This is a genomic window from Bacillus cereus, assembly GCF_002564555.1.
GTDB classification, from domain to species: domain Bacteria; phylum Bacillota; class Bacilli; order Bacillales; family Bacillaceae_G; genus Bacillus_A; species Bacillus_A cereus_K.
On record NZ_NUVD01000026.1, the window covers coordinates 1 to 15,032 of the forward strand.

Sequence of the window (15,032 nt, forward strand, 5' to 3'; positions counted from 1 at the left end):
AGCTTGATAGCGATGGGGTACCGCCAGCATTTTGGAAAAAAACCACGCTAAGCAAAAAATAAAATAAGCCATCCATTTGGACAGCTCATTTACATAATTATCGTTATCGGTACTGAAAAAATGATCTTCGATGGAAGATCATTTACCCTGACTTCTTAATAAAAATCTATAAAGAATGGATAGCTAAACTCTGTTCTACTTTGAATGATGAATTGGATTGGATGTTCTTTATTGCTTTTACCATTCAAATTTTCTCCCGTTGATTTTTTTCTTCGTACCAGATTTTACCTTCACTATTCTTTTCGATTGTTTCATCACCTTCAAAATATATCTCAAATTCATTGTTATTATAATGTTTGAATATTTCTTCCTTGCTTAGTTCAGATGACAATTTCACGTATGCTGCAACAGTTGGATAAGGGGTTTGTGTAGTAACGGAACAGAAACGGCAATAACACTCAAAACCCCTTACTATGTATTTTAATGTTCAATTTAAAAACTATTTTAGATTGAATGTCGTTGACCTAATTAGATTTTTCTCTTCTTACCTTCTTTGGTTTAATAAGATTAAGATTTATACTGGTGACTTAGTTTCATTTCGTATGAAGGATTTTTATTTAAATAAAGTATTAGACTTAGTAAGTAATTTGAAATTATCTAGTACAAAGGGATTTCTCCCTCGATGTTTAATGTAATTACGTTTTAATAATAGGAGGATTTCCCCTTATAATTCGAAAGAGAAAGTTAATGGATTAAGTTAAATAGAAATCTATTGAAAATTAGGAAGTGTATGAGTTATAAGGAATTAGTTTTTTAATAAAAAAGGAGCAGGTAAAGCCATGAATCTTAACAAAGATTTAACATTGGCTTGCGTATACTAAAAAACGAGGTGATTTTAAAAATGAGAATTCTCATTGTGGAAGATGAACTTGATTTACAGCACTCCATCAAAGAGGGGCTTGAAATAGATGGATATGTGGTGGAGACCTGTGATAACGGCGAAGATGCGTATGAACTTTTATATATAGAAAATTATGATTTGGTTGTTCTGGATCTTAATCTACCTAAAATGGATGGGTTGGAGGTCCTAGAAAAAATAAGAGATGAAAAGCCAGAACTAAAGGTACTGATATTAAGTGCAAGAAATAGTGTGAACGATAAAGTAAAAGGTTTGGACTTTGGAGCGAATGATTATCTTGCAAAACCTTTTGATTTTGCAGAATTGGAAGCGAGAATTCGAGGATTGTTAAGGAGGAGATTTATCCAGGCAAGCAGTTTTGTTTCCTGTGGAGATATCAACATAGATTTATCAAAGCGCATTGCTTTTGTATGTAATGAGAAACTTTCCCTTACAAAAAAAGAATTTGCTTTACTTGAGTATTTTTTACTCAATAAAGACAGAGTCATAAGCCAAGAAGAAATGATTGAACATATTTGGGATCAAAATGCAGATAGCTTTAGCGGTGCTATTCGTGTCCACATTGCAACATTAAGGAAAAAGTTGAAAGCAATTCTAAATTATGATCCGATTGAAACAAGAATTGGCCAAGGGTATTTTATTACTCAAAAAGGTGATAAAAATGATGATTAAAAAACTATCGCTCCGTTGGCGACTCACTTTAATTATTTCTGTACTTTTGGCAGTATGCTGTATTGGACTTACATTTATTCTCAATTTTTCTGCCAACATAATGGCAGAAACCATTGAGGCTACTCAAACGACACCTGCTAAACCCATTGGCGAGGAAGAAACTATTGTTGAGGAGGGAAGCGTTGGTGCAGAAGGAATCAACAGATACCCACCATTGGATATGAACCAAGATGTAAATTACGCAAAAGTAAATTTCCGTATGGAAAGTATCCTATATGCAATGATTATCATTTTGGCTGGTGGAGGTTTAACATATTATTTATCTGGAAAGGCTTTGAAACCACTTAAGCATCTAAACGAACAAGTCAAAAGCATCAATGCCCATAATCTTTCCAGGATATTGGACGTACCACCTACTAAAGATGAAATAGCGGAACTTACAGGTTCCTTTAATAATATGACTGATCAGCTAAACGCTGCTTTTGAAATGCAACAACGGTTTTCAGCAAGTGCAGCACATGAGCTTAGAACTCCCCTTACGGTTTTGCAAACAAAGGTGGATGTGTTTAAAAAGAAAAATGAACACACAAGGGCGGAGTATCACACACTTATTACGGTTATTGAAAAACAGACAAGCAGATTAAGAGGTTTGGTAGGTAATCTTTTAGATATGAGCAATATGGATGAAATAATCCAACAGAATAATATTACTACGGAAGACTTATTTGAAGATATTATCTTCGAGCTTTCTGGTATTGCTAAAGAAAAGAATGTCCAATTGTCTTTGAATGGTGATAACAGCGTTATTCATGGGAATATAGATTTACTTTACCGTGCGTTTTATAACCTTGTTGAAAACGGTATAAAATATAATGTGAATGGTGGAAGCGTCACTATTGGAGTATCGGGTAGATCTGCTGAAAAGATTTTAATCACTGTAAAGGATACAGGTATAGGCATTTCTGAAATCGATAAGAAAAATATTTTTGAACCATTTTATCGTGTTGATAAATCTCGTTCCCGTGAAATGGGCGGAGCAGGCTTGGGGCTTTCGATTGTAGAAACCATCGTTAAAAAGCATAAAGGCACTATTACTGTTAGTGACAACGAAACAGGTGGTACTTGCTTTACGGTAACGCTAAATAAAATGAAATCAAGCAAAATGTAAATACAGAGCTTTGAATAGAGGATGACCCTCATATTTTAAAGCTCTGTATTTTTTTGTGCATATTTGCATTTTCTTAACAGGGATTTAACATCGGTTGCTGTAAAATGACACTATCCAATCAAGTGGGAAGTTTCGTTGTACAGTTAATTAAAATAGTATCAAGAAGTTTTATCACTTGTGAAGAAATAAATTCATGGAGGATAAAGTTAATGTTTGAAATAAAAAATGTATCGAAGCAGTATAAAAGTGAATTCGCTTTATACAACGTCTCAATGAATATTAACAAAGGACTGAACTTTATTGTTGGTTCTTCGGGCAGTGGTAAAACCACACTTCTTAAAATCATGAGTGGTATGGAACAAGACTTTGATGGAGAGGTACTGTATCGCGGTAAAAATATAAAAGATTTATCTGCCAATGAAAAAAGTTATTTTTACAACAACATATTTGGCTTTGTATGGCAGGATTTTAACTTAATTGAGGATGCTACGGTTTTAGACAATGTACTGTTGTCAGAGTATCTAAAGGGTGAAAAAAATATAGAGAATGCTGAAAAAATCCTTAAAGATCTAAAGATTTTTAACTTAGCACACACAAAGGTGAAAAAACTTTCAGGTGGTCAAAAACAGCGTGTTGCCATTGCACGAGAACTTATGAAAAATCCAAAAGTCATTATTGCTGACGAACCCACAAGTGCTTTAGACGGAAAAAACGCAAAAATAACAATGGATATTTTAAGAGCTATTTCTAAAAATCGAACAGTTATTGTTGTAATCCATGATACATCTTTAATTTCTGAAGAGGCTCATATATTTGAACTGGATAAGGGCAAGCTTATTTCAAAGTCAGAAATTCCATTTACAAAAACGCCTACACTTACAATGAAAAATCGTCCTAAGTTATCGCTGGAAAATTCTTTGTCACTTGCAAAATCTAATATAAAAAGTAAATTTGGGCGTTTTGCGGTTGCAACTCTCTCTCTTATGGTTGCGGCGATCCTATTGCTTACAACAGTGAATGGTGTAATTAACAACAGCAGTCAGGCAGAGTTTGATAAATTATTGGATACTTATGATAAAGGAATATTGAACATTACCGTAGTTGATAATTTTACAAGTGCAAGCGGTACAGAGGGAAATAACGATGAGGGACCAAAGGCAGATGTAACACAGAACATAGGTGGATTATATGAACAATTTGTACATGATAAGCGAGTTGGATTTGGAGTGCTTATACCAGACAATATTAAGAATATAAATGTCAATGTTGATGGAAAAGAATACAAAGTTGAAAGTACTGGTAGCGTACCTCACATTAACAAACTTTTATCGGGTAAAATGCCTATGGGAAACAGTAATGAGGTTGTTGTTCCTGAAAGCTTTGTGAAAAAATTAGGTATCGATAATGAACAAGCAATTGGAAAAGAGATCACCTTCAATAGTTCCATGTATAATCTGGAAAGTGGTGAACCTTTATTAAAAGACGTTTCAATAAAGGCAAAGATCGTTGGTGTAATTGATGCAAATTTAGTATATGAATATGAAGGAAAGACGATGGAACAATACATTGATGATGCTTTCTTTTTTAGTAAAACTGCACTCGGTGAAATGAGAAAACAAGCGGAAATCCGTTCTGAAAAGATGGGTTTTATCATTCGTGCAAAAACTCCAGCAGATATGATTTCTATTAAAGATGAGTTAAATTCAAAAGGTATCGTTCCTATTGGCGATTTTGAACGAGTTGAGGACATTGTAAGACTTAATGCACAAACGACCGAACAAACTGAATCTGCAAGCCTTAGTATTACTCTTTTATCAGGTGTGATGGTAATGGCGATCTTTCTTATTACAGGCATTATGAGAAAAAGAGAATATGCCATTTATAAGATCAGCGGTTATAATAACAAGCATTTAAGCTTACTCATTTTCAGTGAAACAGTCATTGCAATGGCTACGGCAATTCTTTTCTTGCTTGTCACCTCTCCACTTATCAATTGGGTAACCAAAGCCCAGTTTAGTGTTGATATTTTAAATGCAAAAATGCTGTTCACAGGTGTACTTTTGTTACTGGGAGTTGCAGTTGTGGCATTTGGAGTAACTATCTCTACTTTTGTTAAAGTCAATGTATCCACAGCGCTTAGGACTGGTGATCGATAATGATACAGATAAAAAATCTTACAAAAAAGTATGATGAAACACTTATTTTTGACAATATGAGTTTTGCTTTTCCAAGAAAAGGACTCATATGCCTTGTAGGTGCTTCAGGTAGCGGTAAAAGTACGCTTCTTAATATGCTTGCTGGCTTTGACAGCACCTATGACGGTGAAATATCCGTAGGTGATACATCAATTAGTAGAATGAAAGTAGATGAGCTTTGTGCATATCGAAGGGACAATATCGGCTTTGTTTTTCAAAACTATCATCTTTTAAGTGGACATACCGTGCTTGAAAATATCTTGCTTTCCTCAGAGTTACATCCTGTGGGGAAAGCAGAATACATCAATAATGCTGAGAAACTATTAAATCAACTTGGATTGTCATCAAAGGCAAATGAAAATATAGAAAATCTTTCAGGTGGTCAAAAGCAAAGAGTTGCCATCGCAAGAGCGTTAATTAACAATCCATCAATTATCTTGGCAGATGAACCAACTGGAGCGTTAGACCGTAGCAATTCAACGGAAATAATGAAGATTTTGAAAGAAATATCAAAAGACTGTTTAGTCATAGTCATCACACACGATCAAAAAATCTGTGACTTCGCTGATGAGGTAATGTCTATCGAAAATGGTAGAATTGTTGCTGATAATAAAGTGGTTAAAGGCACTGAAAAAAGCGAACATAAGGTTACATTTAATCCGACTGCAAGAGTTTCTACTTTTAAAAGAGGACTTAAAAATTTCAAAGTACATTTCATGCGATACATGTTGGTCAGTTTAGCCATTTCTATCGGCATTCTTGCCTTTATGTTGTCCTTATCTTCAGGGAATATTCTGGAACAGTCTATTGCTGATTTCAAAGGAAAAAACACCGCCTTTAACAATGGCTACATCAAAGGGGAAGATGACGGAACAGTTTTTCAACTGTTAAAATCTGATCAGCGTATCGAAAATGTTTATTATCAATACAAAATTGATAATGTGTCTTTAAGCATAGAAGATAAATCTGAAACAATGATTGAGAAATATCCAACGCCAAAGGCTACCGAAAGCATGTCTTATGGAACTATGCCAAAAAGAGGAGCTAATGAAATATCCCTTACCCCAAGCCTTGCGAAAAAATTCAATAATAATTTCAAAGGTTTAATTGGTCAAAAACTCACATTAAAGTATGAAGGAAAAGAGTACAAGTTGAAGATAAGCGGTATCTTTAATGCTGGCTATGATGATTTCATTGTAAGCAGTGATGTTGAACAGAAGTTTTATAAGAATAATAAGGATAAAAAATGTTATTCAATTAGTTATGATGTGACAAGTTTTGATGATATTGTTTCTGTGAGTGAAATGCTGAAGGCAAAAGATATAGACAGTAAAAATGTTTCAAGCGAAATTGCAGCCTTACAAAATACCTTTAACAGCCTTAGCCGTCTGTTCTTAGTAGTATCTATTTTGATTTTAGCAATTGGTCTCTTTATCAGTGTTATTCTGCTTGTTAAATTACAAAATTCGAGATATAGGGAATTAGGACTGTTATCTGCACTAGGTTTTAGTAAAGGTACAATACGAAGAATGATAACCTGCGAAAATATGTTGTTATCGGGAATGGCAGCTGTTTTTAATGCTGTCTTAATCAGTTGCGTCTATCTTGTAAGTATTACTTTTGGGTTAAGCCTAGTTATCACGATACCTCAAATGATGCTTTCTATTCTTGTGACAGTTATTGTTATCATCGTAATAAGCATAATAGCAAGTCATAAGCTTATTCATACTGAGCCAGCTGTTGCGCTAAGAAGGTAAATACCGCAATAGTAACATGGTTACCTACCAAATAAAAATTAAAGATATTCAAACTAGCGAAGAAAAAATTGAATACTATTCATTCACAAATTAAAGATGGTTTGTTGATCCTGATATAATGGTACTTCAGTATGTCTCATATGACTTGTTTCAAAATAGGAGAGTAAAATATGAGAAAAATAGGTTATGTTCGAGTAAGTTCTGTTGATCAGAACCCAAAGAGACTATGTCCATTTTTTAAAAAAATCTTTGTTTTTGCCTAAAGACTTTATCATAATAAAAGGAGCTAGATTCTATATCTTAGCTCCTTTATTTGCAAATTATTTAATTATAAAGGCTACGATTGCTAAAACGATACACACAATCCCACTTAATAATTGTCCTATGCCAGAACTCTGTCCATTAATTAGCAAGTTGAAAAGATTTTTTCTTGTTTGAGTTTTTCCTACGAATGCATCATACTTCTTCATTTTATATATACTCGATAAAATTAATGCTACACCAATAACGATAAGTAATACTTTTAAAGCCACTATATTTACCTCCACTTATTATGTATATGTTGAATTTTTCTCAATCATTTTTTAGTTGTTATTATAATCATGAACAAAAATCGTCTATAATTTCTAAAAAATCATTATCAATTTTTATACTACCGTGCGCGATAATATAAACAGACTGCAAAGCCTTCTGAAAAAAAGCCTTGCAGTCTTATAATTTCTTGTTTTATTTTATATTTTTTAACACCTATTTATAGTTTTTATGTGATCTTAACTGTTCCAGTCTATCGTAAAATGTCCATAACTATCAAAGGTATGATTTTTATTTCCATGTTTTGTAGGAAGAGAAACAGTTTCGTTTACATAAATCTCGCCATTTTCTTTAGCATAGTAATCGAACCATCCAAACTGTGAAGTGGAGCGTGCCCAAGCTGTGAATTTTCCTACCGTAGCTTCTCCAGAACTCTCGAAGCTATGCCATTTATCATTGATTTTTTGCCAGCCTGTTTGCATTTCACCTTTATCATTATAATAGTATGTTTTACCATTAGTTTTTACTAAACCTGTCTGCTTAGCTTCTCCTTCATGATTAAAATAATATTTTATTCCATCAATGGTTTCATGACCATCGAAAGTAAAGTGTCTGCCATCATCGAAATGGTATTTTTTACCATCAACTTCCTTCCAACCGGTATAGTAACGCCCTTCTTCTAAGCTGTAATATACCAATACAGGTTGCTCTTTTTCATCAAACAATCCAGGTAAAAAGGTTTTAGAGATCCCGCTTTTTCTAATGGAACCATCTCTTTCAAATATTAACTCTTTGTCTTCAAACGAAACAGGAGTTATAGTGCTACTTAGCTCTTCTCCATTTAGCATAGAAACTCTCTCAAGTGCGCCTTTGTCAGAAAAGTGAAGAATGATATTTTGATCTTCTAGACGTATTTCTTTTTTATTTGCATTGTAATTTTGGAAATAATAAATTTTACCATCAATTTCTCGCAAACCTTCTTTAATAATTGCTCCAGAAGCATCAGAATAGTGTAGACCATTTTGATCTTCCTTCCATGCTGATTGTAGCACAGAACCATCGTCATTGAAGTTGTAGTACTTCCCATCATTCTCGAATCCATTTGTATTGATTAATCCTTCATACAAGCCAAAATAATATGTCTTTCCCTCAACTTCATGCCAACCTGTCAAGAGAATTCCATCAGAGCCTGCATAATACTGATTGCCACCGTTGTTCACCCAACTGTTTTTTATTACGGTTCCAGATGAATCTTTTGCAATCTTTTTAGTAGGATCCTTTTCATCATCTATTATCTGTATTCCGTCATACTTCTGTTTCTCATTTTCTTTACCTGGATACCACTCTCTTAACCAGTTATGAATTTCATTGTTGCTTTTTTCAGTGAAGCGAATTTCAGATTTGAAACTCCAATCAGTACCAAATCGTTGAACGTTTAAATTACCAGCCAAACTTACTCCATTCTTGTTTTTTAAATGGAACTGGAATTTATTATCATGAGAATTGCCTGTCTGAACAAGTTCAAACACTTCATCATCACCAATCGAATCGGAATATTGAAGTGCATTTCCTTCTTTCCCTGAAAGATATTTTGACCCTGTTTTTACCAATACTTTATTCGTCCCTTTTTTATAGGGGATAATTTGATAAGGTTTACCGTCATTTAGTTTACTAAACGTTAGTGAAATAGGCGTCTCTAGGATACTAGTACGATCCGCCAATATATCAGGTAATCGATTATTAAAATCTGCAAGAGCTTCAGAGTCATTCGTAACATAATTAGAAAGAACCTCTTTGCCCACTGTCTTTGAAGTACTTGTTCCTAGCATTCGTTTGTCTTCTGGTAATTTTTTGAAAAGTTCATCCTCATTAACACCGATATTAGCCAAACCGCTTTGAGGATGATAAGCATTTGGGAAATGTTGTTTTATAAATTTCCATCCTAGTTCATTTCTACGACCACTATTGTCACTTTCTAGATAATAAGTTTTGAAATTCGTAAGTGAAACGCCCGTCTTTCCTTCATCTAATTGTTTTTGCGTAATATACATCATATTATGTTTAGATAGTTCTGGTTCATCAGGAGTTAAATCTACTATTGTACCAGCGTCCTTAATACGAAGTTGTTGTCCATGCTTAATTGTTTTATATTCAACTTTTCCATTGGGATAAGCAATTTTAACCTTCTGGCTAAAATCTTGATTTTTATAGTAATCAAATACAGTAATCCCAAACTCTCCTTTTTTAAAAGTAGGAGCCATATAAGTAATATTTTCATAAAAATTGTTATAACTACTTTTTGCATTAGCATCTTCTAAATATTTAGTAAAAGCCTCTTTACCAAATGCGTCATAAATACTTCCAAATGTTGTAACAATCGTTCCGAACGTATCAACATCTGCTTTCACTTTATGTTCTGTTACTGGGCTGGTGCTGAATAAAATCCCCATTGCAATCCCTACAGGAAGGACTTTTCGCATACTTTTTTTTGCTTTTCCATTCATAATTGTGCTCCTCACTTTGTGCTACCCTATTTTTCTATTTATTAAACTGACTTTAACGTTCCGAAATTTATCTTAGTATAAATTTCTTTCAAAAGTCTTTCATAAATGTTACAAAAATCTTACAGTAACATCGTATAAAATTCTGAATTCTATACGATGTTATATATTTTTTCAGCTTGGCCCCATGCTCATTAACCGAAGATTTTTAAGTATCCCCATAACAAAATTTTCATTTATAAAATGAATTAAGTAGTAAACCAGAAAGGCTGGTAAAGTGCCGACCTTTCTGGTTTTTTGGATCTCAATTTTTATTTTAATAAATCAATAATAACTAAAAGGAATAGTTTGTCTCGTTCTTGTTATACAAAGGTCTTTTCTTAAGATATGTCATAGTTACACGAATAAACAATAATAAAGGTGTAGTAATGAAAATTCCAAGTAAACCGAAACTATCTTCAACAAACCAAGGTAAGAACAGCATCCTTGAGGAAGATATAAATAGGTTACGTACTAAAAAAATCATTGTACGAGTAATAATCTCATACTTATATTTTTGAGATTCATGGTGTTAGGCCCTCGAAAAAGTTTATTTTTACACTGTATGATCGGTGGTTTACTTAAGTATCAATCCTTTTATTTCTATCGGTATGTCCAAGTTTAAGAGATTACTTACAAGAGTCCTAAAGTGTTTGTATGAGAAGCAATGAAAGGTTTTTGTAATATTTATGAAAGACTTTTGAAAGGGATTTAAATTAAGATAAACTTACCGATATGAATGTAAATATGTTGGAAATAGTATAAATTAAAAAGTAAGGAGCACATCCATGAAGGAAAAGATAAAGAGATGTATAAAAAAAATCCCCCCTGTAGGAATAGCGATGGGGATTTTATTCAGCTTAAACCCATTTACAAAACATAAAGCGAAAGCAAACGTTGATACAAAAGAAACTATTCTTACAACATTTGAAGATACCTATGATACGTTTCTAAAAGAGCCTTTTGTTATTTTTTTATCCGAACAAAGTGCTAAAAATGATTATCTAGCTAACAATGAAAACCGTGCTTACAAAGCTCCTACTTTTAACAAAGGAGAATTTGGAATTAGTGTGTATGATTATTATAAAAACCAAAACTTTTCTAAGAGAATTAAAATTTTCTATAAAGATGGGAAAGTTGAATATAAAACGATAAAACATGGTCAACAACTTCTGATTAAACAATCTGGTATAATAGTGGACTTAAATCCTGATGCCTCAGATCCATATAAACATGATATTTTGTATATTACACAAAAACAATTAGATGAAGGGAATACTGGTATTGCGCTTACGAATTGGCAAACATATTACTTAAAAAGTGACAATAGTGGTCAAATGAATAGTCCTTTCGCTCTAAAATATATTAGACAGGAGTTTCCAAATATAAAACTAGGTAGTGCTTCTTTTGACCTAGAGAAACTTTTTCATACACTACCGGAAGAGAAGCGAAAACTGGCAACGATAACTTCGAATCCAGTAAAAGAATCTGAAATTTTTAGGTATACCGCTGATGAGATTGCTGAGATAGAAAGACATAAGCTCGCCGTCGTTACACAACATAAAAATAAAAAAGAAAGTCAGGGTTAAATGAATTCAGTAACAACTCAACAAGCCAATTTTCTGTACGTTAAGGAAATTGGCTTGTTCTTTGTCTAAAGCTACTTAGTGCTTTTATCTCGACCCCTTATAGGCCTCAAATTACCAATGCTTCAAGATCGGCTTTATATAGGAAACTACAAGACAAAGTGTAATAACAATCACCCGCCAAAATTGGGAATTTTGTCAGATGTGGCGGGTGATTCTTTGAATCGTTTCCGTACCCCCTTTTCTAATTCCGCATTACTACCTAACTTTTCACCCTTTTTATCTATAAAACAAACATCTCCTAAACTTGCTATATACCCTTCAGACACTCCTTATTGACTTCTAATCCTTCTATAATTTTCCACACACACAAAAATACCAAAAAAATAAACAATCCGTAAAGCCCCTTAAAATAAAAATCACTCTATTTAAATCCTAATCTCATCAAAACTATAAAAAATAGCCCCCCGCTAACCCGTATCATCAGCATAAATCAAACCACGTTCTCTCAAAAGGTTCGTTGCGAGGGCGTGGTTTGATTATTTTCGAAGAAAAAAGCAATCATGATGCGGGTTGGCGGGGGACAGTGAGTGTAACTGTTACACAGATTTTATACTATTTTCCTACTAGTTTTATATCGATTTTATAAGGGTTTTATACATATGTTTTAAAAAATACATATCACAAAACAAAAGTGTAAAATAACATCAATATAGACAAAAATTCTCTTATAGTGTAAAATTACACAATAAGAGAAGGAGGGATATTATGGATAAACAAGAATTTATTCAATTAGTAAGTAGAAAATTAAAAATCATCCGTATTGAAAATAATTTATCACAGGATAAAATGTCTGAAACTATCGGTTTATCCAAAAAAACTTTAGTAGAAATTGAAAAAGGTAGACGTAGTCTCACATGGACAGGTGCAGTGTGTGTTGTCACTCTTTTTGAAGATAGCGATATAATCCAGATGACTTTTGGAGACGATATTAACGAGATTATCAAAACAATTGCTTTTACACATTATAATAATAGTTTCGCAAAAACTTTAGGAGGAAAACTATGGTGGCGACAAATAAGAGAGTTAAATGGTTACAAAATACAACAAAATATTCTTTCTCAACATTATCGAATTTTAAGTGAAGAAAACCATAGGGTATATAGTTCATTTGAATTAGATGAAATTGAAAAAAGATTTATAGAAGTAACAAAATTATAACAATTGAACTAAAAAAGAAAGAAGGAGCAAATATGAAAAAGTATAAAAAAATAGCAATTGCAATAACGTTAGTTGGTATTTTAACTACAGGAGTAATAGTCCTAGGAAAACCTGGTTCTTCAGTTGCAAATTCAGGTACCAACACTAAAATTTCTAAAGAAATGTTAGCGCATTTCAAATCACAAAATTCAAGTATTACAGAATCAGAAATAGATTCGATTATGAAACAAAGAAAGCAATTAGATGGATTATATAAACAAATGGAGAAATTAGAACTAGATTATGGAATTCTTGTTGATGATCCTAATAAAGAACCGACGAAAAGTGTGGATGACTTAACAGCAGAGCAACGTAAAAATCACCATCAGTTATCAACCAAAATATGGGATGGGGAGATACAGTTTTTAGATGCTCAATATAAAGTTGGTCTCATAGAAGAAGATATTTATAAAGAAGATAAGAGACATTATGAAGACAAAAAGAAAAAGCAAAGTGAATAATCGGTATTTAATGTTTCTATAGGGGCACCGTCGCCATCAACTTAAGAAATTAATTGTTCCCCAAAAAGAAAAAAATGAGCCGAATTCTCATAAATAACTGTAAAAAGGTAAAGTTTTTGCTATGGGGGTGTCTCAAAGTCTTAGCTTGATGGGCCTGGGGTAAGACCAACCAGTCTGTCCAAAATCAAAAAGAGTTCATCCACCAAGTGTTTGGACCTATAGTATAAAATACGATTCCGTTAGGAGTCTACTATTCTCCGTGTTATTCTTCATATATTTGCACCAGAACCTTTAAAAATACATATCACAAAACAAAAGTGTGAAATTACATTTATATAGGAAAAACTTCTCTTATGGTGTAAAATTACACCATAAGAGAAGAAGAGATATTATGGATAAACAAGAATTTATTCAATTAGTAAATAAAAATTTGGAGAGTGATTCAAATGAAGAAAAAAAGCAACCATTATCTTTTTATAAATAACGTAATAATTGGTATGTTAATATTAAATTTATTTATTTTCACATCATCAATACGCTTTTTACCTTGGTTTATTGAAGATGGTTGGGGAACTTTAGGTCTATTACTGACATCTTTTGTTTTATTAATCACCTTTTTTAAATCTTATCAGCTTCACAAAAATGGAGAGAGAACTATTTTACAGACTTCTATCCCGCTTGTTTCTGCAATGTTTTCATTCTTCGTTATGTTAACCTTAAGTGATTTTATGACTATATTTTCTCTTATAGTCAATGTAAGTATATTAATAATTTGTTTAATATCTTTTGGGAAAAATTCTAATTAAAAAATAAAACCATAGATACAAAGGTTATTGTTGTTTTATTTTTCCCCTTGTTTTTAAGTGTGAGTGCGATGAGTATAACTGTTATACGGATTTTCTACTAGTTTTATACCAATTTTATAAGGGTTTTCTACTTATATTTTTAAAAATACATATCACAAAAAAAGTGTAAAATTACACCACAAGAGAAGGAGAGATATTATGGATAAACAAGAATTTATTCAATTAGTAAGTAGAAAATTAAAACTCATCCGTATTGAAAATGATTTATCACAAGATAAAATGTCTGAAGTTATCGGTTTATCAAAAAAAACCTTAGTAGAAATAGAAAAAGGTAGACGTACTCTCACATGGACAGGTGCAGTGTGTGTTGTCACTCTTTTTGAAGATAGCGATATAATCCAGATGACTTTTGGAGACGATATTAACGAGATTATCAAAACAATTGCTTTTACACATTATAATAATAGTTCCTCAAAAACTTTAGGAGGAAAACTATGGTGGCGACAAATAAGAGAGTTAAATGGTTATAAAATACAACAAAATATTCTTTCTCAACATTATCGAATTTTAAATAAAGAAAACCATAGGATATGTAGTTCATTTGAATTAGATGAAATTGAAAAAAGATTTATAGAAGTAACAAAATCATTACAATAGATTCACAGAAAAAACGTATTAAATGATCACTAATCGATGTTATAACAAAAATCTTAAATAAAGTAAAAATACAAAATCAAATTTTGGAGAGTGATTCAAATGAAGAAAAAAGCAACCCTTTTCTTTTTTTTAAATATCGTAATAATTGGTATGTTAATATTTAATTTATTTGTTTTCACAACACGAATGTCCTTTTTACCTTGGTTTATTGAAGATGGTTGGGGATATTTAGGACTAGTACTGACATCTTTTGTTTTATTAATCATCTCTTTTAAATCTTATCAGCTTTACAAAAATGGAGAGATAACTATTTTACAGATTTCTATCCCGCTTGTTTCTGCAATATTTTCACTCTTTGTTATGTTTATGCCCTTAAATGATTTTATGACTATATTTTCTCTTATAGTCGATGTAAGTATATTAATAATTTGTTTAATATCTTTTAGGGGTACCGTCACATCGCTATCAAGCTAAGCTTAT

Annotated in this window: 12 protein-coding genes; 10 read left to right on the forward strand and 2 right to left on the reverse strand. The window is 32.4% G+C overall.

Annotated features, from left to right (window positions below; genetic code table 11):
• Nucleotides 1-901 precede the first annotated feature (901 nt).
• The 4 genes from COI75_RS16655 (at nucleotide 902) to COI75_RS16670 (ending at nucleotide 6,711) form a co-directional block, all read left to right on the forward strand.
• On the forward strand, nucleotides 902-1,591 hold the full coding sequence (locus tag COI75_RS16655; RefSeq protein WP_098448483.1) for a response regulator transcription factor: 690 nt from the start codon (nucleotides 902-904) through the stop codon (nucleotides 1,589-1,591).
• Nucleotides 1,581-2,759: a sensor histidine kinase gene (locus COI75_RS16660; RefSeq protein WP_176535591.1), complete on the forward strand. Its 1,179-nt coding sequence runs from the start codon at nucleotides 1,581-1,583 to the stop codon at nucleotides 2,757-2,759. Before COI75_RS16655 ends, COI75_RS16660 begins: the two co-directional genes overlap by 11 nt.
• A gap of 209 nt (nucleotides 2,760-2,968) precedes the next feature.
• Nucleotides 2,969-4,915 (forward strand): ATP-binding cassette domain-containing protein, encoded by a 1,947-nt coding sequence (locus COI75_RS16665; protein ID WP_098448484.1) that lies wholly within the window; start codon nucleotides 2,969-2,971, stop codon nucleotides 4,913-4,915.
• Nucleotides 4,915-6,711 carry an ABC transporter ATP-binding protein/permease gene (locus COI75_RS16670; protein ID WP_098448485.1) on the forward strand — a complete coding sequence of 599 codons (1,797 nt, stop codon included), beginning with the start codon at nucleotides 4,915-4,917 and terminating at the stop codon, nucleotides 6,709-6,711. Before COI75_RS16665 ends, COI75_RS16670 begins: the two co-directional genes overlap by 1 nt.
• A gap of 320 nt (nucleotides 6,712-7,031) precedes the next feature.
• On the opposite strand, the gene COI75_RS16675 is transcribed toward COI75_RS16670, so the two are convergent.
• A complete protein-coding gene (locus COI75_RS16675; protein WP_098448486.1) occupies nucleotides 7,032-7,244 on the reverse strand; it encodes a hypothetical protein in 213 nt (70 codons plus the stop codon).
• 237 nt (nucleotides 7,245-7,481) lie between these two features.
• Nucleotides 7,482-9,746, reverse strand: coding sequence for an N-acetylmuramoyl-L-alanine amidase family protein (locus COI75_RS16680; protein WP_098448487.1), 2,265 nt, complete (start codon nucleotides 9,744-9,746; stop codon nucleotides 7,482-7,484).
• 824 nt (nucleotides 9,747-10,570) lie between these two features.
• Between COI75_RS16680 and COI75_RS16685 the strand changes: the two genes are divergently transcribed.
• From COI75_RS16685 to COI75_RS16710, 6 genes are all read left to right on the forward strand, one after another.
• The gene (locus COI75_RS16685) at nucleotides 10,571-11,371 is read left to right on the forward strand and encodes a hypothetical protein (protein WP_098448488.1); all 801 of its coding nucleotides are present in this window, start codon (nucleotides 10,571-10,573) and stop codon (nucleotides 11,369-11,371) included.
• 765 nt (nucleotides 11,372-12,136) lie between these two features.
• Complete coding sequence (locus tag COI75_RS16690; protein WP_064056676.1) at nucleotides 12,137-12,589, forward strand: helix-turn-helix domain-containing protein; 453 nt, start codon at nucleotides 12,137-12,139, stop codon at nucleotides 12,587-12,589.
• Nucleotides 12,590-12,621: 32 nt separating this feature from the next.
• Nucleotides 12,622-13,089, forward strand: coding sequence for a hypothetical protein (locus COI75_RS16695; RefSeq protein WP_064056675.1), 468 nt, complete (start codon nucleotides 12,622-12,624; stop codon nucleotides 13,087-13,089).
• 446 nt (nucleotides 13,090-13,535) lie between these two features.
• Nucleotides 13,536-13,895, forward strand: a complete 360-nt coding sequence (locus tag COI75_RS16700) for a hypothetical protein (RefSeq protein ID WP_002144463.1) — start codon at nucleotides 13,536-13,538, stop codon at nucleotides 13,893-13,895.
• A gap of 198 nt (nucleotides 13,896-14,093) precedes the next feature.
• Entirely contained in the window at nucleotides 14,094-14,552 is a 459-nt protein-coding gene (locus tag COI75_RS16705; protein WP_098448489.1) for a helix-turn-helix transcriptional regulator, read from the forward strand.
• A 99-nt stretch (nucleotides 14,553-14,651) separates the two neighbouring features.
• Entirely contained in the window at nucleotides 14,652-15,026 is a 375-nt protein-coding gene (locus COI75_RS16710; protein ID WP_098448490.1) for a hypothetical protein, read from the forward strand.
• Nucleotides 15,027-15,032: the final 6 nt, after the last annotated feature.